The following is a 22,899-nucleotide window of genomic DNA, read 5'->3' as shown; positions in this document are numbered from 1 at the left end:
ACAGAATAAATATGATAAAGAAAATATGGACAGACCCAGTTTGGAGTAAAGTTATTTCAGTAGGCATTATTGGTTTGCTTACTCTTGGCTATACAAAATTTGTGAGCGTAACAGAAAAAGTAACGTTTAGAGAAGCCTTTAATAAAATACTTGAAATAAAAATTGAAGTTGTTTACGTTATTCTTGCACTTGTAACTTATTGGGTTCTAAAATTTGTGTACAGAAAAATATTCAAAAAGGAAAAAGCATACTACTCTTTAAAACAACAAAAACTTCGATCATTCAACAAGACAACTGATCCAAATACAGGTATTCTATTTAAGTGGGGTGTTTTCTTTAACTATGACAGACCATTTATTTCGGACTTGACAGCATTCTGTACTAAACATGGTGATACACCAATTAGATTTATGGGAGACAGTTGTTCAATACAGGGTTGCGAAAATTCAAGACAAAGAATAGACAAGCATGCGGTAAAAAACCTTATTGAATCAGACCTAATTGACAGATGGGAAAAGATAAAATAACAGCACCTAACACACGTTTGGCGTCATGCGGGGTGACGTGCTTACATTCAAGTTCAGTTTTCCAATTGGGCTTTAGTGCTGGGTTAACAGTTTTGAGCTCCGAAATCCCGCACGAACGCCAAGCGTGGGAACATTGAGAAACATCCCTTCGGTCGTTTCTCAATGTCGGGGCTCCACACCGTTTGGAAACCGCCCTTCGGGGCGGCTTCTCAACAATGGCTATACAGCCATTGAAACGGTGCATAGCCCCGACATTACCGTTCATTGTAAAAAAGACAGCCAGCGCACAATTAGCACATTTGGTTTTTGTCGACACACAAGCCAAAAGTTGAAAAAACCAAAAGAGCTAAATTTTGCAAACGCACATATAAACCACATAAAATGATAAAAAATAAAGACATATTTCTCAAAGAGCTAGCTAATGAACCTGAATTGCAGAAAAATACAGTTTCATTAGTTTTTGCTTTAAATTCTAATATTGATATTTCAAAAAAAGAGAAATTCGTTGAATATGTTTTGCCTTTCTACGAAAGACTAAAAGAAACAAAAAGGGAAGCACTTGAAATAATTGAAACAGACGAAACCGAAATAATTGAAAGATATAGGAATAAAGACTTTCGAATTAAAGACGTTAAGCTTTCGGCTATAAGAGGGTTTCCAAAATCTAACAAGCCATTTGGAATTGACTTCTGCAATGAACGAGCAGAACCCCAGAGCATGATTTTACTTGGAACAAATGGCTCAGGTAAATCATCTATTTACGAAGCAATAGAATATACATTTTGCAGAAGAGTTGGTGAGGCAGAATTAAGAACATTTAAAGATTGTATTGATAATGATAAATGGTTTGAAAACTATTTAGCCCATTTTAATTATGGTTTTTCTGAAAGCATTTGTCGAATAAATATAAATCAAAGTGATTTTAAACCTTTCAATATCCATGAAGAAAGTATTCCCTCAATTGTAAGACAGAAAGTAAATCCTGATACTCACTTCATTAGTGACTTTGATATATATTATAAAGGAAGATTAGATTATGAAAACGGAAATGATAAATCATTTCATTACACAATTGCAAAAAGCTTAGGGTTAACAGAATTATTGGAATTTGAAAAAAATATAAAATCTTTCATTTATTATAAACGACAAACTGAAAGCCGAAGAATAACAGCACTACAAAAAGAAAACAAATCGTCTAAAGAATCAATTGAAACATCAAAAAAAGCTTTAATTGAAAAAAATAATTTGCTTGATTCTGTTCTCAAAAAGCAAAAAAATAACGATGATGAAAAAAAAGTCAGAGATTTATTTGAAATGCTAAATACCCTAAAACAAAATTATTTTTCTTTCAATTTTGAATTTGATGACTTCATTTTCAAGATTGCAACCTACCGTGAATCATATAAAGAATTTATTGCTATTAAAGTTAAAGGTGATTATAAAGAGTCCCAGTTTCTATCAATGGGTTTAGAACTTTTAAAAGAATCAGAAAATTGTCCATTTTGCAGAAACTCAAAAGATGAAATTGATGCAATTTCATTAAATGTTAAAACGAGAATAGAGAAAATAGAATCGCTTAATAAGGTAACTCAAAAGCTAAATAACTCATTTAATCAAATAACGGAACAACTGAGCAATTTAATTAATCAAATAAATTTAGCTAGAAATAAAATAAATGAAGAAACTAAAACGCTTAAGGATAAAGTAGATTTTCTTGAACTTCTTGAAATTGAAAATAAGTTCTTAAGTAATATTTCAAGTTTAGTTGGTAGTGATATGTTCTCAGAAGGTCAAAATCTGGAAGAGAATCCAAATTATATTAAAGATAAATTCAGTTTTCTTTTCAATTATCTAAAGTCAAATACAGATTTTATTAACAATCAACTTTTCAATTATGTAGTGAATGATATTCCTGCCTTGTTTGAAAGAAGAAATGTAATTATTTCAAACATTGAAAAGAAAATTTCTGAAAAATCTCAGAATCAATCCATCTCAGAACAATCTATTGAACTAAAGAAAGACATTCATGATTTAAACATTAAAATTGTAAATTTTGAAAAAGACATTGTAAAAAACGAATCTGAAATTATGTCACTCCAACAAGAATTGGCAAGATTTGATACTATTAAAAGTGAGACAGCTGCTTATTTGGAATTTTATCACAAGAAATTAAATAACGAGGTTGAAAAAGCTTTTGCTCCAATAAAACTGATTGTAGAGGAAATACTTGAATACTATTTTACCACAATGGATAACAGAGATGTCCATATTGAAATAAGTAAAAGACCAGAAACTGTTGATGAAGAAACAGGTGAAGTACTTTCTGAAATCATCACTGCTTATGCAATTCCAAAAGATAAGACCATTCAACCTCTTCCTGTAAAAAAATATCTTAATACATTTCATTACAGGCTATTCTCTACAATGGTAGGTATTAGCATTGCCATAGCATCAAGAATAAACACAGGAATTAATTTGCCATTAGTTCTGGATGATATTTTCTATGCAAGTGATTTTAAGAACAAAACGACAGTTCAGAATTTTATCAAAAGTCTGTTTAAAATCTTCGAGGATTTTACCCCGAACTTACCTTTACAATTGATATTATTTACACACGATGAATTAGTTTTCGAAAGTGCTATAAATGCTGCAGCTGAAAATCAAGTAAATGACATTTCTTTTTCTCGACTCTTCCCACATTTTGACTCAAAAGAGAAAAATGATTATCTAAATATCATTTATAAAATACCAACATATTTGCCCCAAAAAATATATAATAAATTTTATTAACAATGGCAGTACAAGAAGATATGACTCATAAGTCAAATAAAACACCTGTTTGGCTACGCTTAACTGGTTGGATATTTCTAATCATAGTTTTATCTGTAGCATTTTGGATGCTAAGAGATGTCAGGGTAAATAGAATTTTAGAGGAAAAGGATAATAAAATATCGGAAGTAGTACTAAAATCAATAAAGTTTCATGTTGAAAATGATATTATTATTCCTGAAACATTCATTATATCATTCGACACAATTACTAAATCAGAGATAAAAGATTCGCTTATCGCTTATTTAAAGAATGTTTTGCTTGATAAATATATTCAAGCTGATTCAACTGTAAGTAATAAAATTATTCCAGCACCCTATTTTCTTTTCCCTACAAATAAAGAAAAAGACGGAACCTATAGGCTAACGGAAAAGCAATTATCAGAATTAAAACAAAACACCCTCTTTTTAACAAATCAAGTTGACAAAGCAGTTCGTGAAACCAAAGACGAAATATCTGAAAGCATCGACAGATTAAATATGTGGGTGAGTATTTGGATTGGGGTGATTGGATTTTTGGGGATTTTTATTCCAATTCTACTTAATTATCAAACATCAAAAAATATTGACAAGGAGCTGGAAAGTGCGATTTCAAAAGCAGAAAAAGCAGAAAACAAAATTGATGCGGCAAAGCCAACATTAGACAAAGTAGATGGAATAGAATCCAAATTAACAACCCTTGAAGGAAATATTAATACTGCAATATTTGAATCAAATAAAGCAAAGGAAGGTGCCATTTCTGCTAAAAAGGATAGTGATGCAGCTTCCCAAACAGCAAAGGAAGCTAAAAAAAGAATTGACGATGCAGAGCCAATCTTGTTAAAAGTTGATGAAATTGATGCGAAAGCGAAAGCTTTGGAAGAAAATATTTCAGAAGCATTAATAAACTCTTCAGCTGCAAAAGAAGATGCTAGGCAAGCCAAAGGCAATGCAAATGAAGCTCTTAGTAAATCTGAAGAAGCTATTAAAAATAGCAAATCAATTGACAACTTATTGATTACAACAAATTCTATAAGTAAATTAAAAAACATTGATTCTTCAAGGCTAATTCATGTGACAGATAAAAAAGGGTATTTAGTAAAAACACTCGAAAGTGTTCATAAAAGCATGAAAGAATGTGCTGATAGTTTTAACCATAATATTGTGGTTGATAGTTTTCAAGAACTTATAATTAGTTTGTATTCAATTTCAAAATTTGATTTCATCGACCATACTTCTATTGAAAATATCACGGGATTTATTATTTCTGTAAATGGTTCTTTAGAAGCTGAATGGTCAATTGAAAAGTTCAAATCTAATATGACAAGTTTAGAAGATTTGATTGTCAACTTGAAAAATTAGATACTATTTTCAAATATTATACACAAAAAAGGTGAACTCATTGCACACAGCCAAGCACATTTGCAATTCACACAAGCCAACTCTGAAATCCAAAATTGCAAAAGAGCTTGCCCTGCCAGTGCGAGGAAGAAAAAAACAACGAAACGGTAACAAAGTGTATAAATCATTGGGCGGATAGTACTAATTTCAAGGTCGTTACATTTAATAAAATTTGTAGCGGCTTGACAGGAAAGTGCTTCGAAATGCCCAACGCTTCATACACCAACCGTTGCCAGCAATTAAAACCGACCAATGATATTAGGAAAAAGCATTAGAATTTATTTAAAAGAAGGAAGCGTAACTGGAATTAAGTTTGCTGAACTCGTTAATCATACAATTCAATCCCTTTCTTGCCCAAGAACTAAAATATCGGATTTAAACAAGCACTTTGCGATTGCCATTAATACTCAAGGTGTATATTTTTTAATCGGTTACGAACAGGACACTTTAAAACCAATGGTTTATATCGGAGAAGCAGAAAATGTCTGGGATAGATTGAAAAATCACGATTTGAAAAAGGACTTTTGGAATGAAGTAATAGTATTTACAAGTAAAGATGACAACTTAACCAAATCTCATATTAAATATCTTGAGAGTAGAATTGTGGAAATTGCAAGACAGACGGAAAGGTATAGACTAAAAAATGGAAATAGCCCTAATCTAAATCGACTTCCCTTACCAGACAGAGATGCAATGGAAGAGTTTTTAACCAATATTAAATTATTGACTGGTACATTGGGACACAAATTTTTAGAAAATCCTATTTCAGTCAAACACATTCCTGAGACAACAGAATTGATCGACGAAACGAAAGAAATATTATCTGACAAAAAAGACGAACTAGAACTGAATTTAAATGTTAGTGGTATTACAGCTAAGGCTATTCAGACTAATGAAGGGTTGGTAGTTTTGGAAAATTCAGAAGTTGCAGATAATCCAACCAAAAATTATGGATATGGAGCCTTGAGAGAATCCTTAATTGAAGAAGGGTTTATCACTAAAAATTCAAATGGTAAATTGTATTTTTCTAAAAAGCACCTTTTTTCAAGTCCATCTGCTGCAGCGGCTGTAATACTTGGATATTCAGTTAATGGCCGTAACGTCTGGAAAAACGAAAATGGAAAATCAATTAAAGAAATTGAACAAAACGAAATAAAATAACTGCTGGCAACAACTAGGTTTTCGTCGCGTGCGTAGCACGAACGATGAAACCGGTGTTGCACGGAACCGGAGAGGTTCTTATGGGGATTGAGTCAGGTTTTTTTAAAGAAAACGAGGTGTCCATGATATATTCTTTTTGGTTATATCCTTAAAACGAACCGGATTATATCATGGGAATTGAGAAACATCCCTTCGGTCGTTTCTCAATGTCGGGACTCCACACCGTTTGGAAACCGCCCTTCGGGGCGGCTTCTCAACAATGGCTATACAGCCATTGAAACGGTGCATAGCCCCGACATTACGCACTTACATTTAAATAAATCTGATGCTGTTTACTTCTCCAACACCTTCTTTAAAATCTCCACTTTCTCTCTTTCCGCTTCCAAAAGTCGCTCATAGAGTTTTTTATTTTCTTCCAGTGCTTCAACCCATTTCTCTATAGGGTTAACATTAAATGTAGTATGGTAATTCACCCCGCTAAATTGTCCATTAAAAGAAGAGTTAAAAAAATTAATCGCGGTTTCCTCATTAAAACTCTTAATCGCCTCAGCAGGTACTTTTAAAATTGCTGCCACTTGGCGAAGTAAATCATCCTCCACTTCTTCTTTTTGTTCCAGCAAGCTGATTTTCTTCTGGGACCAGTCATCTCCCAGTTCATGGGCTAAAGCCTCTTGCTTGATGCCCATCATTTCCCGAAAACGCTTGATATTTCTGCCGTGGTGGATCTTCTCGTTCATGCTGTACAGTTTAGATTGGGAAATTAAGGAATTCTTCCGAAAGAGTTTTAACTAAATTATTCTGTTTACCTGATTTAATCAAGTTTGGAAACCTAATTCCAGACATTTATTGTCTGCTTTCTCATCTAAGATGGCTTTGTTTATTAGGATTGCTCCTCCTCCTTAAGTTTCCCGGTAAATCCTTCTTTATCGGCAATATTTTTTTGTTTTAGGACAACGAATAATTTATTCCAATTCTTAGCTAAAACACCTAATCCAAGAATACCATAGCCCAACATCTTTCAATAATTTGAAGAACATCAAAATACATGATCCCATGCATATTCCACTAGACCATCTAGAAAATGCTTTGTTCGATTACTACAGCGACCAGGACATCCACCTCTACCTCTGGGAAATGTACCAGTGTTGGATGCTGGAACTTTCACAACGAGATCAAACCCACCTAGACGTGAGCAATAGGCAGTACTTTTTTGAACTGCTGGCAAGTCATATTCATCAAGGCTCTATTTCTTTTCGTTCTTCCTTTCAGAAACAAGATTGCCCCCACTCCATTACTCCCAAAAGCCAGTCTCAAGAATCCTCAACAAAAAACAATTAAGGTTATGGTTGTTGCATGTTTGCTCCGACTCTCCTAAGAGTTCACTCCATAGTGAAACAAGAGAATAAATGGAAGAAATATTTTTCAAAATAGCTTCATATGGGACTTCTGGTACGTTGGTTTATGAGAAGTATAAACAAAGCCAGGAACTATAAGCCTTTTACAATTAATCAATGCCTACCCATCGTTAAGTATTTGCAACAAGTGAAAGCAACATGAGGTCCATTTCAAATTTTCAAAGAAAAATTTAAAGAGGTGGAGCGGAAATCACCGAAATCCTTAATTTAGTTTCCACAACTCCGAATATTCCTGTGCACAGAAATGTTTAAATAATAGAGAATTAGAGTTAGGTATATACAATCGTTGTGCCTCATGCAAAAAAACAAGAGTAAAACTTACTTCTCAAAACAATACGAGAGTAATTTTTGATTATTTTTACCTCTGAATAAAATACAGGTGTAAAAATTACTCTCGATTATGAACAGCTTCGATAAAGCCAAACCATTTAACAATCTGCCTCTACTCCCACCAACAGCAGATCTAGAAACTAAAGAAATTCTTACAAAAACAATCAAAGCCAGTAGGGCTTTAGCTCAATTAAATGGCGCAATAAGAAACCTACCTAATCCTAGTTTATTTCTAGACACTCTTCATTTGCAGGAAGCAAAAGCTAGTTCTGAAATTGAGAATATCGTAACAACAAATGACGACTTGTATCAAGCCGTTGTGGCAGATAAAAAATTCGACAACCCAGCTACAAAGGAAGTAATTAGTTACAAAGAAGCTATTTGGTTAGGTTTTAAAAGACTTGAGGAAAAACCTTTTATCACAACAAACCTTTGTATCGAAATTGTTCAATGTATCAAACAAAATACAGCTGGAATAAGAACAACTCCTGGAACGACTCTCTCTAATTCAAAAGGCGATATTATCTACACACCACCATCAGGTGAAGAGGTAATTCGAGAAAAAATGGCAAATCTTGAAGCTTTCATCAATGAAAATCATACGTTAGACCCACTAATTAAAATGGCCATTTCACATTACCAATTTGAAGCCATACACCCTTTTTCGGACGGTAATGGAAGAACAGGTCGTATTCTTCTTTTACTTCAGCTAAAACTAGAGCAACTACTTGACATCCCTGCCCTTTTCTTAAGTGAGTACATCATAGAGAATAAAGACAAATACTACAAAGGTTTAAAGGCGATAACCGAGAAAAATAATTGGTCGAATTTTATTCTATACATGCTGGATATGGTAGAAAAAACTGCTATAAAAGGGTTAAATAGATTAGAATCCATAATTCAACTTATGGAAATAACAGGACTAGAAATAAAAGAAAAGCTTCCTAAAGTTTACTCCAAAGATTTAGTTGAAGTCATTTTCAAACTGCCTTATACTAAAAGACAAAACCTAATTGATATGGACCTAGGAACACCAAAAACAGTCGGAAACTATCTAATGGCCTTAGAAGAAGAAGGATTTCTAACATCCATAAGAGTCGGTAAAGAAAAATTATATCTGAATAAGAAATTAATGAACATACTTGAAAATTAAAAAGCACGAAGGCACAACATCGCCTATAGCTAATGCTAGCTTTGAAACTAAAAAATGATATTTTGTACTTTCAACAACCATCCTGCTGGCGAGGACGGAACGTTTTCAAAATGCCGCACTAGCCATAGCCAGGAACGCCGTTGTACACCTTTCAAAATGAAGAAAGCTATATTATTATATTTTTTATTTCAATATAGCCTTGTTGATGCTCAAACATCCATTCCAGGTAATTAAAAAGATAATTTCGGGTATCAGATAGAGCTTTTCAGTGATTCAACTTTTGAGTTCAAATATCAATTTGATTTGCCATCAGGATGGTCAATTGATGACTGGAAGATGAAAGGTGATACAATCATTCTTACTCCAACCCTGGTAATGGACACATTGATAAGAAAGGGTGAGCCTGATTCACTAGTGCGTTCGTTAAATAAGACAACCGAGCGAGTATCAGATGAACAGTTTGCAATAGACAATATTACTAGTGGAGGACAATTACCGCCTGATTACGTACCAAAGAAACTGTTCTTCAAAAAGGAAAGACTATATGAGTTTAATGCGAATGGTAAACTCAAAAAGAAAAAAGAAAGGGGACTTTTCGCCAAAAAGAAATTTGTGCCTTGGTACAAAAATATTGATTAAAACGGTATACAACATCAGCTAGCCCCAACCGAGCGGAAATGAGAGCTTGAAAGTTTATTGCTCCAAATTCTGAATATGCTAATTTGGAAGAAAAACACTTCTAAGGCCCGGTATGATGGCTACCCTTTGGCGCTAAATAAATGAAAGTCCATCATGAGCTAAATTGTATTGAAACACAGTTTAGTCATTGCAGTCCCTTCTCCCCCTTGTCGCAAACTCTCCTTTTTTTGACGGATTTTAGCCCAGCTTTTTGTCCGTGAAGTGGGTATATTTGAGTATTAACTTATAATCCAAATCCAATGGCACTGATTAATCCCTATATTAACTTTAATGGAAACTGCGAAGAAGCATTTCATTTTTACCAATCGGTCTTTGGTGGCGAATTCGCCATGATTATGCGATTTAAAGATATGCCAGGCCCTGAGCCTGTTTCAGAAAAGGAAGCCGATAAAATCATGCACATTGCCCTGCCCATCGGTGGAAATATCCTGATGGGAAATGATGTTCCCGAATCTATGGGTCCCGTAAATGAAGAAGAACACCGATCCAAAATCTCCATCAGTGCCGCAAGCAAAGAGGAAGCGGATCATTTATTTAATGGTTTATCTGCTGGAGGAACCGTCGAAGTTCCTATAGCCGACAGCCCCTGGGGCTCTTACTTTGGCATGTTTCGGGATAAATATGGAATTGAATGGATGGTGGATTATGATCCTAAATTCCAAGGAAAGGCTTAATAGGGAATTCTTGTTTTTTTGTGATTCAGAATTTGTAATCATGAGATAGATAGGAGGTACAGGCTGCCCCGGTTTTTTGTGGGGAACACTATGCTAATCCCCATATTGAAGAATTTACTTTTTTCCGAGACTGGTTCTTGGGTTCGCTAATACTATATAAAGTCTACCCTGCTATTCATTAGGACTCTGATTGTATTGGAATTACCTGGACAAGAGCGTTTAATCATAAAAAAATCTTAATTTTTAGGAGAAAACAGCGCTACTAAACTTTTTTTCCATGCTGGACCTCTATGGATTTCTAAAATCGAGCAATCACTATAAGAAAATTCAGATCCATGACCTGCTATTTATTGAATACAAATGCTTGGTCAATGAGGTCAAAGCGGGGATTTGGTCGGATGCAAATTACTTTGTCTTTGTCACCTCCGGTAAAAAAATGTGGCGGAGCATTTACAAGGATTATGTAGTGGAAGCAGGAGATTCCCTGTTTGTAAAAAAGGGAGCCAACCTGGTCCATCAGTTTTTTGATGAGGATTACTGTGCCCTGATGGTATTCATTCCCGATGATTTTATCAAACAGTTTATCCAACGCTTTTCTACCATCGCTGGAATGAACAAGCTTCAACAACAGGATGATACCGATGCGGTCATACGAATCCAATTGGATGCCTATTTGGAAGCGTATATCCAATCCCTTGCCGCTTTCCTGAGTTCTCCAAGCTATCCTGATAAGAACCTGTTGCACCTGAAGTTCGAGGAGTTATTGTTGAATATTTTCACCAATCCCATCCATCGGACTTTAGCCCAATACCTGCTTTCCATCAACCGGGAACAAAGTGCCCAGTTACAACAAATCATGGAACAGAACTTTGCCTACTGCCTGAACCTGGAACAATATGCCGACCTCTGCAGCATGAGTTTAAGTTCTTTTAAAAGAAACTTTCAGGAAATCTACCATACCTCTCCAGGCAAATGGCTGGCCAACAAACGATTGGATTTGGCTGCCCATTTATTGAAAACCACGGACAAACCCGCCAACCTCATCGGTTTTGAATCAGGCTTTGAAGAAGCATCCAGTTTCAACCGGTCTTTTAAATCAAAATTCAATATGACTCCCATCCAATACAGGGAGAGATCGTAGGGAGTCCCTCCTTCTACTCTATTCGATTTCAAGAGGTTAGATTGAACCGAATTGTCAATCTTCTGAACTTTTCTGCCTATCCAGGGGGTCTCTATCCGCTCTACATTTGCATAGTTACATTTTTAAAACCTAATCAAGAGAACAATGGAAACTTTAGCAAAAACAGTAAACGGATTTGATCAGGAAGCAATTGCAGGTGTAGTAGCAGCATTACAGAACAACCCTGAAATCGGAAATTTTGAACTTCGTGCCACCAACCAATGGATTGATGGAGCGCATAACAGAAGTTATGTACAGGATTTTTATGGAGCAGGTCAAGAAGACACCAGCCGTACGGTTCCTTTTATCTATGACAATGATGAACCTCCTGTCCTGTTGGGAACCAACAAAGGCGCCAATCCAGGAGAGGTGTTGCTGCATGGGTTGCTGGGTTGTATGACTACTGCCATGGTTTTACTGGCAGCGGCCAGAGGCATCAAAATCGGAGCGGTTTCTTCCCGGGTGGAAGGAGATATTGACATCAAAGGATTTCTGGGTATGGCACCACACGGGGTCAAAGGCTTTCAGCAAATCCGTGTGACCTTTGATATTGAGGGTGTGGATGAGGCCCAAAAGCAAGAACTGCTGACCCTGGCAAAGCAATCTCCTCTCTACAACTCCCTGATTCATCCCATGGATGTTCAGGTAGCATTAAAAGAGTAATATGGATGTAGAGATAGTGTGGCCCAAAGTGTTAGAAAAGGATTACGAGAAATTGTAATCCTTTTTTTGTGAGTTTTTTAGGTATTGATTGATGGAATTAAGCTTGGAGAAATTGGTTTTTATCCGGCATTACGAGGAGGAAAAGGTACGACGACGCAGCAATCCTGAAAATGAAGCACTTAAGCTTTTAAACGAAACTGCTTTTCCCGATCCTCGGGATCGCAGTGAGGGTACGCGAACAATTCTTTTCCAAAAGAGACAAGTTTATTAAAAACCGAATAGTTTAAGGGAGAGCCTCTAAAGTCTAATTTGCTTTCGGATTAATCTTCACCTGAAATCTGAAGCGATATGAAGGTTGTTTAAAAAAAATTGATTTAGTATTTTGATTATCAATAGTTTAAACTCCTACACCCACTTCTTAACATTCCTATTGAAATAGGATGTTAACTATTCAATTGGTTTGGGCGTCTAGAATCAACCTTATGGTATTTTCAAAATCCCTTCCTTTTTGGCCAGTCCTAGCAATTCTTTTTTTAAGCATTTCCTTTCATAGCCATGGGCAACTCACAGACAGTATTCCTGCCCTAATTAAAACCCAGTTGACAGAGAGTTATCAGGATTTTTATACAGGAAACACCCAAACCTATGCTCAAAAGTTTTCCGAACAAGGGGTTTATTATGAATTCGGGAATCGCATCGAGGGGCAAGAAAACATTCTTAAGAACATGGGCTCTTACAAAATCCCAACTACAACTTTTCAAATAGATTACAATGTATTGGAACAGGTAGACAATAATTATCTGGTTTCCTATATACTTACAGAGGAAGGGGGACCATCCTTTCTCATCACAGAAATTTGGAAGACAGAAGGGGAAGATTTAAAAATTTTATATGCCAGTATTATAGACGCGCCTAATCCAGGACGAGGAAGCCAAATGACAGCCAACCTTCCTTTATTTGTAGCTACATCTATAGGATTAGGAATCTTTTTATTTCTATTTCTACTGATTCTGAAAAATGCATTCTCCCACAGAAAAAAAAATGAATGATGGCTAATTCAATAGGCAAAAACCTACTCTTTTCCATAAAACGCCATCCTGAAAGGCAATTTTTTACCCTTACCTCCTTCTGGTTTGTGGGGATGGTTTTGTTGGGATTTGGCAGAACCTTTTATTTTAAAAATTATACTCCCCCATTAGCCCCTTACCTTCAACTTCACGGCCTTATCTTTTCTTCTTGGATTTTGCTTTATTGTTTTCAAAACGTAATGATAGCATCCCTCCAAATCAGAAAACATAAACTTGCAGGGTTCTTCGGTATTGTATTAATATCAGCAGTATTTGTCTCTAGCTATTACACCATCCTTTATAAAACCTATACAGGCAACAAATCTTTGTTAGAGGCCCTTTTTAATCTATCGCAAATTGCTTTGGGAGTAGGGACCGTTTTTCTTTCCATTCTTTTGAGAAGAAATACCTATTATCACAAACGGTTGATGCTGGCATCTCTGGTTTTTCTAACCTTGGCAGCCGTCCAACGTGCCTCTGGAAATCTGGGGTTTGGTCCAAACGGTCCATTAGTTGATGCCTTGTATTTAATGCCATTGATTGCATTGGTTCTTTTTGAACTGGCATATTACGGCAGGTTAAAATTTGCGAGCCTTTTGTTATTCCTGTTTGCTTTTACTTATTCAAAGCTCAGAATCTATAGACTATTGGATAATGATTTTGGCCAAGAGATCGTAAATTTTCTAATCGACTTATTTGTTATAAAGTGAATTTCGCACTTCAGGATTCGTAATCCTGAAGTAGGTAGAGAGGATCTACATCCTGATCCATCCAGTTTTAGAGGTTCTTCACCTTGATTTTTAAAACTATGGAGTTAATTTGTGGGGAATTACATTGTCTGACTGAATATTCTGCTTTTCAACTATCATTTTTTGATTCGATCTGCTAGATCTTAAGTCCAAAAATCACCTCTCATGACCAAGTCTCGATCCAAAAACTTACTACGAATCTTCTTGTTGGTAGGCACGGTAATCTCCTTGTTCTATGTGCCTTGGACCTGGTTATTTGCCTGGATGGCTCCCCTTTCAGTCAGTGTTCAGGAAGAAGTGAACCAAGGATTGGAACTAGGGTTTGAAGGAATCATCGTCTATGTGAACCAAGCGGGAAAGGAACCCCAATTCTATGCGGCCGGATGGCATGATCGAGACCAAAAAATACCGGCCTATCCTCAAGCCTTGTTCAAGATCGCCAGTATCAGTAAACTGTACGATGCGGTTGCCATTGCCAAATTGGTCCATGCCCAACGCCTGTCTTTGGATCAATCTCTTGCGGAATATTTTCCGGAGTATGCGGACCGGATTGAGCATGCGGATCAAATCACCTTGCGTATGCTGGTCCAACATCGAAGTGGCATCCCCAACTACACCAACCATCCCGGATTTTGGGAGAATCCCCCTGACAGTTTTGAAGAAACCATGGATTTGATTTTGGACTTGCCTGCGGGTTTTGCCCCAGGAGAAGGTTATGAGTATTCCAACACGAATTATTTGTTGATTTCCAGAATCATTAAAAATGAGCTGGGCTATCCCAAATTCCAATTTATTCAGGAAGAAGTGCTCTCTCCTCTTGGGCTGAAACATACCTATGGCTCCTTCCATGAGGCAAAGCTGGAGGACTTGATGAGTGGGTATTATGAGGGCATCGAAGAGGATATCAAAACCGCAGAATATGGTTCCATGGTATCCTCTGCGGAGGATGTGGGGATTTTTCTGCGGGCCTTAAATGACGGCTCTCTGTTTAAAAAGGGGGAAAAGGAAATATATTCTTCCATCTATGTCTACGATCATACGGGACTGATTCCGGGTTACCAAAGTATTGCAAAATACCACCAAGACCTGGATGCAGTGGTGATTCAATTTACCAATACCACCAATTTCGAGGGAATGCACTGGAACCTCTCGGAATTGATTTACAGTCGGATCCTCAAAATTATTAGGAGGGAGAAGGGCGAATAAATCCTATCCACCATTCTCTTTCTTCTGTTTTTAAGGGAAATACCTCATCCAGTCCCCTTTCTTATTTCTTGAACTGAAATGCATCCAATACTTCTCCTCCTTTTCCAACTACTTCCATATTCAAGGAATGCTGATCGAGTTCCAAAATCCCATAATGATGCTTTTTGATCAGCTGATCCATTACCGGCGCTGGAGAATTTTCGCCTTCAGGCTCCAAGCCTCCACCTGCTCCTCCTACAATGAGGAACTGAACGGAATGTCCTGAGAACTCCTTGCTCAGGCGTTCATAGTCATGGGTATGTCCCGCAATGACCAAATCTACCTTGCCTTGATGGAAATAGGTGTCCAACAAATCCAAAATCGCTGCTTCCCCCTGATACCCCGGCCAACCTTGGGAATAGGGAGGCTGATGCAACACGATGATTTTCCAGGGAGCTGCATTCCATGCTTCGGAATCCATGGTTGCCTCCAACCATTCCCGTTGATCGGTACCTTCAGGAATGGAAACAGGGAAATTAACGTTAGGATCCAAACTGAGTATCGCCGCAGGTCCTATTTGGGACATTCCATAGCTGGGTACACCGGATTGTTGAATGTATTGCTGCAGGAGCCTGGGTTCCAGATCCTCGTAAAACCCATCGTAATCGTGATTTCCAGGTACCAGCAATTGGGCAGTCTTCATCCAACTCAGCTTTTGCAGGAACCTGGGAAAGGCCCAAGGTTCAGATCCATTGTTGACCAAATCTCCCGCACCTATGCTCAAATCCGGCTCATGTGATTCAATGCCCTGAGCGATCTCTTGGAAGGTATCCCAACCGCCTTGGGAATCTGCCCAAATGGCCAATTTCACTGAATCATCGGCTTTGGGTTTTTGAAACTCATAGGGTCCGAACAATGAATTCCCTTGGGAGATCATAAAACGGACCAGCTCTTTCCCCTCCAAATCATAGGTATAAACTCCTTCATAGGACTGGATCAATTCCTTTCTTCCATCTTCAAAAATCAAGCTTGCTCCTCTGGCCTCCTCCGAAACCCAGCGGATAAAATATCCTCCACCTGGGTTGCTTAACAATACCGGTTCCGTGAGTAAGATGGGATAATCCACCAACAGGTCCTGCTGTACGTTGGAATCCAATTTCTGTAATAGCTGATCATCCACTATAGATTGGATCTTTGCCTGAAAGAGCAAGGAATCAAGAAGTTCTTTTTGACGGGATTCCCAGGTAGAAAAATCTGACTCACTGATCCAATAGACCTTTCTCAATCCACCTGACATGGCATTGTTCACACTTCGGACGATCACTTCCGCATGTGGAATTTCCTTCACTTGAAACAACTCCAACTTTTCTTCTCTGGGAATTCTTTCCCCATTGATCCAAAGTTGGGCCCCATCATCTGAGTCAATTAGTAGATAGCCTTTTCCCAAATCAACTTGGGTTCGGTACCATAGGGAATGATTGGGAAGATTCACCCGGTGAGGTAATTGCAGCGGCTCTCCCTTTTCAAATTCCGGTAAACTTCGATCAATCCCGGGCAATGAATCTGCGCCTAAAAACTCCCAGCCCTCTGTGATCAGGTGAAGTCCTTCGCTTGGGTACTGCTGTTCAAAAAGAGCTTTTACCAAATCTTCCTTTGCAAAAAATGCCTCTCCATAGGTGGGAGAAGCATTTTTGATGGATGGATTGGTACAGGTGGTGAATAATAGCATCACTCCGACTAGGGCAATCAATATTCTCATTTGATCATTTCTTCAATAGCTGGCGCTGCTTTTTCATCAGGGTATTCCAATCCCAATAATTTGAATACGGTTCTGGCTACCATGGCTGAATGCCACTGTCCATTGGTTTTCATTTCCCCAGTGGCAGGGGTATCCGGACCGATGGCTGCCAGCCAAATCTGGCCTGCTTCCGGGATTTGGGTGCCATGGCCTCTCCAACTGGTTTTGGTGATCCCTCTCCCATGATCCACGCCAATGATCATCGTTGTCTTATCCTTGTATTGTGGATCCGATTGGATAAAATCCCAGATCTCCTTGATGTAGGCATCGGTTTGTTTGGCGGACCAGATATATTGGTCGTAGTGATTGCCATGCGCCCAATCATCTGTTTCTCCGTATGATATATACAGCACTTTTGGCTTTTTGGTCTTTAAAGCGGACATCGCGTAGCTATGGGTAAAAGGATCCAATCTCACTCCTCCCCAAGGACCTCGGATTTCACTTTGCAGTTTGTTTGTCAGAATTTCTTCCGGGGTCAGATCATCTCCTTCTGCCACATCAAATCCAGCATTGACAGGAACACCGCTTCGCTCCTCATTGACGATGTACGGAAACACATCCCAGGATCCAAAAGCCATTACCTTTCCTTTGTACTCAGGTAATTGATTCAGATATTCCAACAAGGTGACATTGGGGTTGTTGATTTTATCATTGCTGTTGATTCGCTCATCATCTGCGAAACCACTTAAAAACTCATTGTAGCCCGGATAGGAAAACCACATGTGATTGCTGTTGTCTACCTTATTACCATAAGCCCGGTTGCCATAAATCTGCCCTTCTTTGCTTAAGGTATTCCAAAAAAACGGCAGCAGCATTTCCCTTCTTTTCAATGGGTCCCTATCCCAAAAATCTTTCAGTAAAGAACCAGGAGATTCAATCATTCCCGTATCATCTACCAGTAATGAATCTGCTCCTTTAAATACTTCCTGCCATCTCATTCCGTCCAGGGTAATCAATACCACATGTTCAGTTTTGTAATCCTGGGCCATTCCTTCCAAAGAAAGTGCCAGCAGCATCACACAGCAGGTGAAGGTTATTTTGAGGTTTTTCATGAATTTGCGTGTTGTATGTTGTGAAAAAATCCGCCAAGCCGAATGGCTTGACGGATGAAGTATTCGTTTAGAAGTTACCAATTAATCAACATCCCACCATACACGAGTGGTGATGGCATCTGGACCTTGTCTTTGAATTGCCGCTTCATAGTTGTCACCATTCAAGGCCTGAATGCTGGAAGGATACATAAACCTCACCGGAACGGTATTGATGTAGGCCGCAGGTCCTGGCTCAATTTTAGGATAATCTGTTCTTCTCCAGTCATACCAAGCTTCCAATCCAGTGAAGAACAGGGAAAGCCATTTCTGTGTCCCGATTTTACTTAATTTCTCTTCCGTGGAACCCGTGTAGGCCACCTTAGGCTGAGTCAAATACGCTTCATCGAATACCAATAGATCCGCAATCTCAGGTAGATTCACGATTCTGTATCTGGATTCATAGTAGTTGAATGCAGCTTTCACGCCATTGTTGTAATACGTTGCGGCATCCCCTGTGATATATCCTTTTTCGCTGGCTTCTGCCAAGATAAACTGCAGTTCTGCATAGCTCATCAAAATTGCCTGCGCTCCGATCGGATTTGCCAGGGAAGTACAGGCAGAACAAGACCATAACAAACCTACTCTGGAGATGAAGTTGGAGCCCCCTTTGGCAGGATCGCCTGATGGGCTATACGCCAAAGCTTCTTCATCCGCCAATCCGTTAGGCACTCCTTGATAGTCGTCCACCTCTCCGATAATTCCTGCACCGGAATCATTGGTTGGTTGCGCATAGGCATACAATCTTGGATCGTTCAACTCTTTCAATACGGATTCCATATTCTCACTCAATCGATACTCATCAAAGGAACCTGATCTAGTCGTGTACAGGCCATGTTGATTGGGCACGTCCTGCAAATACTGAAGTGCTGCCTGATCTTCAAAGCTGGTGAAAACAGGGTATTTGGTAGGATCCGAAAGAATGGTCTGCATGGCTGCAGATGGATCGATTCGATCTGAAAGTCTCATCAGGATTCTCAAACGAAGTGAATTCGCGAACTTCTTCCAGCTCATCACATCTCCTTCAAACAGGATATCTCCCTCTATCACTTCGTTGGTGGACCCCAACAACTCATTGGCCTCCTCTAATTCAGAAAGGATGTTGCTGTAGATTTGCTCTTGGGAGTCAAACACCGGATAGTTGATGCTTTCCTTTGCTTTGGTCGCTTCGGAGTAAGGTAGATCTCCATAGGCATCGGTCATAAAGGAGAACATGTGAGCCCTCATGATTTTCGCCACTGCCACGTAGTTGTTTTGATTTGCTTCCGTGGAAATGGAGATCATGTTGTTGATGTCCCTTAGCGAGTTATAAAAGGTGCTATACGGGTTGCCCTCAGGCCCCCAATTGTACCGGTCTTCATTGGTAAACTGGATTTTTGCAGTGTATTGCATGACCACATTGCCATAACCCCAGGCCTTACCGGAAATCTCATTGGTAGAGTTTCTAATAATGGTAGGCAGCAATAAGCTGGAGGAAACCGTCTCTGGACTGTTAGGATTCATGTTGATCTCTTCGAAATCTTTGTCACAGCTAGTCAGCGCCAATGCGAAAGCCAAACCTAATCCTGCTATATAGTTACTATTAAATTTCATAATTGTCTGTCTTTGAATTTAGATTCGTTCAGTGGAATTAGAATTTCACATTCAAGTTAAAGCCGATGCTTCTGGTAGAAGGGAAGGCCATGTTTTCAACACCAGGCTGTAGCGTACCACCAGACATGGAAAGTGTTTCCGGATCGAAATGTGGATTCTCCGTCCAAAGGGCCAGGTTTCTGCCTACCAAGGAGATTTTCACATCCTGGATTGGCATTTTACCCAATACAGATCTTGGAATCGTGTATCCGATGGTCACTTCTCTCAACTTCAAGAATGTCGCATCGTACTTGGCAGCCTCTACGTTATTTCGCTCGTAGTACCTGTTGTGCCAGTTACGAGAAGTCGTTTTGAAGGTATTAGGGCTATAAGACCCATCTGCATTCTGAACTACTCCAGGGCTGATGATTCCGTTACCTTCCACTTCTAAATCGTATCCATTTTCACGACCATACAGTGTTTCTTCCAATTGACCGGAAGTACTTCCGATGGTTTTTGTTCTGGACACGACAATTCCCCCATATCTGAAATCGAATAGGAAACCTAAACTGATCCCTTTATAGTTGAAATTGTTCTGTAGCCCCAACATCCAGTCAGGATTGTAATTTCCCTGAAGCTTCAATTCCGGATCACGAAGTGGGGTTCCAGTGGAATTATGGACAATCTGGCCATAGTACTCAGAGTTTTCATCTTCCACTCTTTCAAAACCTACCCCGTAGATATTTCCCATTCTTTCACCCACTCTGGCCTGGATGACCGCACCATTTCTGTCTGTAAGGGTATAGGCATCCAGCCCTTCCGTCAATTCCAATACTTTACCTCTGGTTCGAGTGAAGTTGGCTACAATGCTCCAGTTCAATCCTCTTTCAGAGTTCAGGATGTTGGCATTGACTACTGCTTCAATCCCCTTGTTTTGGATCTCACCGGCATTGATGATTCTGGAAGCATAGCCTGTTGAAATATCCAATTCAATTGGAATAATCTGGTTTCTGGTTCTGTTGTCGAAATAGGTGAAGTCCAAGCCTACTCTACCTTTCAGGAATCTAATATCTGCTCCTACTTCAAAGGCACCGGTTCTTTCCGGTTTCAGTTCTGCATTGGAAAGTCTGTTGGACTCTGATTTCGCCTGAACAGATCCCCAAGCGGTTTGTGAGCCGTATACATTGGATAGACTATATGGGTCGGTATCATTCCCCACTTCCGCATAGGCTGCTCTCAATTTCAAGAACGAAATTGCTTCTGGCATGGTGACCATGTCTGAAATCACTGCACTTAAGGTCGCGGATGGATAGAAGTAACTGTTGTTATCTGCCGGCAAGGTACTGGACCAGTCATTTCTACCGGTTATATCCAGGAACAATACATTTTTGAAACCAATTTGACCGAATCCATACAAGGAGTTGATTCTCTTTTCAGAAGTGTACTGGTTCACCTGAAGGTTTACCGCCGTGTTGGTGAAGTTGTAGATTCCAGGAATCAACAACTGAGGAGCCACAGTTTGTACGTATCTGTTTTCCTGACGCATGGAGTTACCTCCCAAAGCAATGCTGTAAGACCAAACTGGCTTGGTATGCTCTGTATAGGTCAACAAGAAATCGGAGTTTTGCTCAGAGAAGAAAACATCATCTTCCCTATAATTTCCTTTTGGAAAACGCTGTGTACTGAAGGCTCTTTTACGATCTCTCAATTCATTGTAGGTATCCAAACCTGTTCTCAACATTAAGTTGAGTTTATCAGTGAATTTGTAATTCACAGAGATGTTTCCATAGATCCTATCCTTTGACTGACCGTTGGTATTTTCATACACATTGAAATATGGGTTGTCATGATAGTTGTAGTTGTAATTAAACTGCTGCTGACCTTCCAGTCCAGGCATCCAGTAATCTCTTAGGTTTCTGGTGTTGAGTTGACGACCATACCAGATCCACAGATACATCAGGTTTTCAGTACCATAACTGATGCTGGGACGGTTGCCGCTGTTTGTTCTTTGGTAGTTCACTACCGAATTCACCGTAAGTTTCTCGGTGATATTCATTCCCCCGTTCAAGGCAATGGTATTTCTTTTCAAATCGGTATTCGGCACGATCCCTTTTTGGTCGAGATTGGTCCAGGAAAGCCGGATGTTTGATTTTTCATTTGCCGCAGCCAAGGAAACATTATTGGAAAGCGTCACTCCCGTTTCAAAAAAGTCCTTGATGTTGTTGGGATTGGATACCCAAGGGGTTGGAGTAATGGTACTTCCCGGAGGGGCATTCAAATCACCTCCTCTAAAGCCTTCTACAGATCTTGGAGAGTCAAACTGAGGAATCATCAAACCCGCATCCAATTCAGGACCCCAGCTTTCATCTACCCCATCCGCAATACCGGAACCCGCGCCATCTACAAATTCAAACTGCCCATTGTTCCCCTGTCCATATTTGTTTTGCCAATTTGGCAATACCAAAGGATTGTCAAAAGTGGTATTGGAGTTGATGGTCACCCCAAGCCCTTTCTTGGATTTTCCTGTTTTTGTGGTGATCAAGATGGCACCATTTGCTGCTCTGGAACCATAAAGGGCCGCTGCAGCAGGTCCTTTCAATACGGTCATGGAAGCAATATCATCCGGGTTGATTTCACCCGCAGCATTCCCGTAATCGACTTCCTGGTTACCGGAACCGGAAGAACCAATGATATTATTGGAAATCGGCACCCCGTCTACTACAAAAAGTGGTTGGTTGGCGTTGATATTCAAAGAGGATTCTCCCCGAATGGTCACCCTGGAAGATCCACCGATTCCGGAAGAACCATTGGTGATTTGCACGCCTGCCACTCTACCACTTAACGAATTGATCACATTGGTTTCTCTTGCCTCCGTAAACTTATCTCCGTCCACAGCCTGAACCGAGTAGCCCAGTGCTTTGGTTTCTCTTTCCACTCCAAGAGCGGTCACCACTACCTCGCTCAACGCAACACCTTCACTCAATGTCACATTGATTACGGTGGAATTCCCCACAGTTTCCTCCACTGTTTCAAAACCTACAAATGAGTAAACCAAGATTTCTCCTGAATTAGCCATAATTGAATAAGAACCGTCAATATCGGTTACCGTTCCGCGTGTCGTTCCCTTCACCAGCACGGAAGCTCCCGGCAAAGGCTCGTTTTTCTCGTCAATTACCTTCCCTGTGACCCTGGATTCCTGGGCAAAGGTGAGGCTCAGTGTGAAAAACAGCATTGCTGTCATCACTCCATACCAAATGCTTTTCTTAGCAATCATTTTAAAGTAGAGTTTTTAATTAGTGAGTTTTTATTGGTTAAAAATTTTACCAAAGCTAAACCTCCAATAAAAAAATGAGGTTAAAAGTGCTTTATCAAAAAGTTAATTAATTTATTGTTAAAATCACAAATTATTGTTCCAGTATTTTATAAATCA

The 22,899-nt window shown here is 39.1% G+C and carries 18 protein-coding genes; 13 read left to right on the top strand and 5 right to left on the bottom strand.

Features of this window, described 5'->3' with window-relative positions; all coding sequences use genetic code 11:
- Positions 1-11 precede the first annotated feature (11 nt).
- The 4 genes from BUR11_RS02655 to BUR11_RS02640 all read left to right on the top strand — a co-directional run bounded on the left by BUR11_RS02655 (position 12) and on the right by BUR11_RS02640 (position 5,896).
- Positions 12-527 (top strand): hypothetical protein, encoded by a 516-nt coding sequence (locus BUR11_RS02655; RefSeq protein WP_074223277.1) that lies wholly within the window; start codon positions 12-14, stop codon positions 525-527.
- A gap of 381 nt (positions 528-908) precedes the next feature.
- A complete protein-coding gene (locus BUR11_RS02650) occupies positions 909-3,317 on the top strand; it encodes a hypothetical protein (protein WP_074223276.1) in 2,409 nt (802 codons plus the stop codon).
- Between the two features lie 2 nt (positions 3,318-3,319).
- Entirely contained in the window at positions 3,320-4,696 is a 1,377-nt protein-coding gene (locus BUR11_RS02645; protein WP_074223275.1) for a hypothetical protein, read from the top strand.
- Between the two features lie 291 nt (positions 4,697-4,987).
- Positions 4,988-5,896, top strand: coding sequence for a GIY-YIG nuclease family protein (locus BUR11_RS02640; RefSeq protein WP_074223274.1), 909 nt, complete (start codon positions 4,988-4,990; stop codon positions 5,894-5,896).
- A 332-nt stretch (positions 5,897-6,228) separates the two neighbouring features.
- Here BUR11_RS02640 and BUR11_RS02635 read toward each other — a convergent pair whose 3' ends face one another.
- The gene (locus BUR11_RS02635) at positions 6,229-6,633 is read right to left on the bottom strand and encodes a helix-turn-helix transcriptional regulator (protein WP_074223273.1); all 405 of its coding nucleotides are present in this window, start codon (positions 6,631-6,633) and stop codon (positions 6,229-6,231) included.
- 316 nt (positions 6,634-6,949) lie between these two features.
- Here BUR11_RS02635 and BUR11_RS21150 point away from each other — a divergent pair, with 316 nt between their 5' ends.
- From BUR11_RS21150 to BUR11_RS02585, 9 genes are all read left to right on the top strand, one after another.
- The gene (locus BUR11_RS21150) at positions 6,950-7,234 is read left to right on the top strand and encodes a hypothetical protein (protein ID WP_074223272.1); all 285 of its coding nucleotides are present in this window, start codon (positions 6,950-6,952) and stop codon (positions 7,232-7,234) included.
- A 477-nt stretch (positions 7,235-7,711) separates the two neighbouring features.
- Entirely contained in the window at positions 7,712-8,794 is a 1,083-nt protein-coding gene (locus tag BUR11_RS02625) for a Fic family protein (RefSeq protein WP_074223271.1), read from the top strand.
- Positions 8,795-9,130: 336 nt separating this feature from the next.
- On the top strand, positions 9,131-9,433 hold the full coding sequence (locus BUR11_RS02620; protein WP_074223270.1) for a hypothetical protein: 303 nt from the start codon (positions 9,131-9,133) through the stop codon (positions 9,431-9,433).
- 299 nt (positions 9,434-9,732) lie between these two features.
- Positions 9,733-10,167, top strand: coding sequence for a VOC family protein (locus tag BUR11_RS02615; RefSeq protein WP_074223269.1), 435 nt, complete (start codon positions 9,733-9,735; stop codon positions 10,165-10,167).
- 277 nt (positions 10,168-10,444) lie between these two features.
- Complete coding sequence (locus BUR11_RS02610; RefSeq protein ID WP_074223268.1) at positions 10,445-11,308, top strand: helix-turn-helix domain-containing protein; 864 nt, start codon at positions 10,445-10,447, stop codon at positions 11,306-11,308.
- Positions 11,309-11,452: 144 nt separating this feature from the next.
- On the top strand, positions 11,453-12,010 hold the full coding sequence (locus BUR11_RS02605) for an OsmC family protein (RefSeq protein ID WP_074223267.1): 558 nt from the start codon (positions 11,453-11,455) through the stop codon (positions 12,008-12,010).
- A gap of 440 nt (positions 12,011-12,450) precedes the next feature.
- Positions 12,451-13,059 carry a hypothetical protein gene (locus BUR11_RS02595; RefSeq protein ID WP_074223265.1) on the top strand — a complete coding sequence of 203 codons (609 nt, stop codon included), beginning with the start codon at positions 12,451-12,453 and terminating at the stop codon, positions 13,057-13,059.
- Between the two features lie 218 nt (positions 13,060-13,277).
- Positions 13,278-13,787, top strand: a complete 510-nt coding sequence (locus tag BUR11_RS02590; protein ID WP_143185806.1) for a hypothetical protein — start codon at positions 13,278-13,280, stop codon at positions 13,785-13,787.
- A gap of 204 nt (positions 13,788-13,991) precedes the next feature.
- Positions 13,992-15,032 (top strand): serine hydrolase domain-containing protein, encoded by a 1,041-nt coding sequence (locus BUR11_RS02585; RefSeq protein ID WP_074223263.1) that lies wholly within the window; start codon positions 13,992-13,994, stop codon positions 15,030-15,032.
- Between the two features lie 61 nt (positions 15,033-15,093).
- Here the strand turns inward: BUR11_RS02585 and BUR11_RS02580 are convergent, their stop codons facing one another.
- The 4 genes from BUR11_RS02580 to BUR11_RS02565 form a co-directional block, all read right to left on the bottom strand.
- Positions 15,094-16,770, bottom strand: coding sequence for a metallophosphoesterase family protein (locus BUR11_RS02580; RefSeq protein ID WP_074223262.1), 1,677 nt, complete (start codon positions 16,768-16,770; stop codon positions 15,094-15,096).
- On the bottom strand, positions 16,767-17,861 hold the full coding sequence (locus BUR11_RS02575) for a phosphoglyceromutase (RefSeq protein WP_074223261.1): 1,095 nt from the start codon (positions 17,859-17,861) through the stop codon (positions 16,767-16,769). The genes BUR11_RS02580 and BUR11_RS02575 overlap by 4 nt, the downstream gene beginning before the upstream one ends.
- 81 nt (positions 17,862-17,942) lie before the next feature.
- Positions 17,943-19,490 (bottom strand): SusD/RagB family nutrient-binding outer membrane lipoprotein, encoded by a 1,548-nt coding sequence (locus tag BUR11_RS02570; protein ID WP_074223260.1) that lies wholly within the window; start codon positions 19,488-19,490, stop codon positions 17,943-17,945.
- Between the two features lie 37 nt (positions 19,491-19,527).
- Positions 19,528-22,743, bottom strand: coding sequence for a SusC/RagA family TonB-linked outer membrane protein (locus BUR11_RS02565; protein ID WP_074223259.1), 3,216 nt, complete (start codon positions 22,741-22,743; stop codon positions 19,528-19,530).
- Between the last annotated feature and the right edge of the window lie 156 nt (positions 22,744-22,899).

It is taken from the genome of Algoriphagus halophilus, assembly GCF_900129785.1.
GTDB classification, from domain to species: Bacteria; Bacteroidota; Bacteroidia; order Cytophagales; family Cyclobacteriaceae; genus Algoriphagus; species Algoriphagus halophilus.
The sequence above is the reverse complement of the archived record's forward strand: the minus strand, read 5'-3'. Positions and strand labels throughout refer to the sequence as shown.

What these genes read in the sequence shown, in the direction of transcription:
- BUR11_RS02570 (WP_074223260.1), bottom strand. Translation starts at nt 19,490, where the DNA reads ATGAAATTTAATAGTAACTATATAGCAGGATTAGGTTTGGCTTTCGCA.
- BUR11_RS02580 (WP_074223262.1), bottom strand. Translation starts at nt 16,770, where the DNA reads ATGAGAATATTGATTGCCCTAGTCGGAGTGATGCTATTATTCACCACC.
- BUR11_RS02605 (WP_074223267.1), top strand. Translation starts at nt 11,453, where the DNA reads ATGGAAACTTTAGCAAAAACAGTAAACGGATTTGATCAGGAAGCAATT.
- BUR11_RS02595 (WP_074223265.1), top strand. Translation starts at nt 12,451, where the DNA reads ATGTTAACTATTCAATTGGTTTGGGCGTCTAGAATCAACCTTATGGTA.
- BUR11_RS02575 (WP_074223261.1), bottom strand. Translation starts at nt 17,861, where the DNA reads ATGAAAAACCTCAAAATAACCTTCACCTGCTGTGTGATGCTGCTGGCA.
- BUR11_RS02650 (WP_074223276.1), top strand. Translation starts at nt 909, where the DNA reads ATGATAAAAAATAAAGACATATTTCTCAAAGAGCTAGCTAATGAACCT.
- BUR11_RS02585 (WP_074223263.1), top strand. Translation starts at nt 13,992, where the DNA reads ATGACCAAGTCTCGATCCAAAAACTTACTACGAATCTTCTTGTTGGTA.
- BUR11_RS02615 (WP_074223269.1), top strand. Translation starts at nt 9,733, where the DNA reads ATGGCACTGATTAATCCCTATATTAACTTTAATGGAAACTGCGAAGAA.
- BUR11_RS02640 (WP_074223274.1), top strand. Translation starts at nt 4,988, where the DNA reads ATGATATTAGGAAAAAGCATTAGAATTTATTTAAAAGAAGGAAGCGTA.
- BUR11_RS02655 (WP_074223277.1), top strand. Translation starts at nt 12, where the DNA reads ATGATAAAGAAAATATGGACAGACCCAGTTTGGAGTAAAGTTATTTCA.
- BUR11_RS02590 (WP_143185806.1), top strand. Translation starts at nt 13,278, where the DNA reads ATGATAGCATCCCTCCAAATCAGAAAACATAAACTTGCAGGGTTCTTC.
- BUR11_RS02610 (WP_074223268.1), top strand. Translation starts at nt 10,445, where the DNA reads ATGCTGGACCTCTATGGATTTCTAAAATCGAGCAATCACTATAAGAAA.
- BUR11_RS02620 (WP_074223270.1), top strand. Translation starts at nt 9,131, where the DNA reads ATGAAAGGTGATACAATCATTCTTACTCCAACCCTGGTAATGGACACA.
- BUR11_RS02565 (WP_074223259.1), bottom strand. Translation starts at nt 22,743, where the DNA reads ATGATTGCTAAGAAAAGCATTTGGTATGGAGTGATGACAGCAATGCTG.
- BUR11_RS21150 (WP_074223272.1), top strand. Translation starts at nt 6,950, where the DNA reads ATGCATATTCCACTAGACCATCTAGAAAATGCTTTGTTCGATTACTAC.
- BUR11_RS02645 (WP_074223275.1), top strand. Translation starts at nt 3,320, where the DNA reads ATGGCAGTACAAGAAGATATGACTCATAAGTCAAATAAAACACCTGTT.
- BUR11_RS02625 (WP_074223271.1), top strand. Translation starts at nt 7,712, where the DNA reads ATGAACAGCTTCGATAAAGCCAAACCATTTAACAATCTGCCTCTACTC.
- BUR11_RS02635 (WP_074223273.1), bottom strand. Translation starts at nt 6,633, where the DNA reads ATGAACGAGAAGATCCACCACGGCAGAAATATCAAGCGTTTTCGGGAA.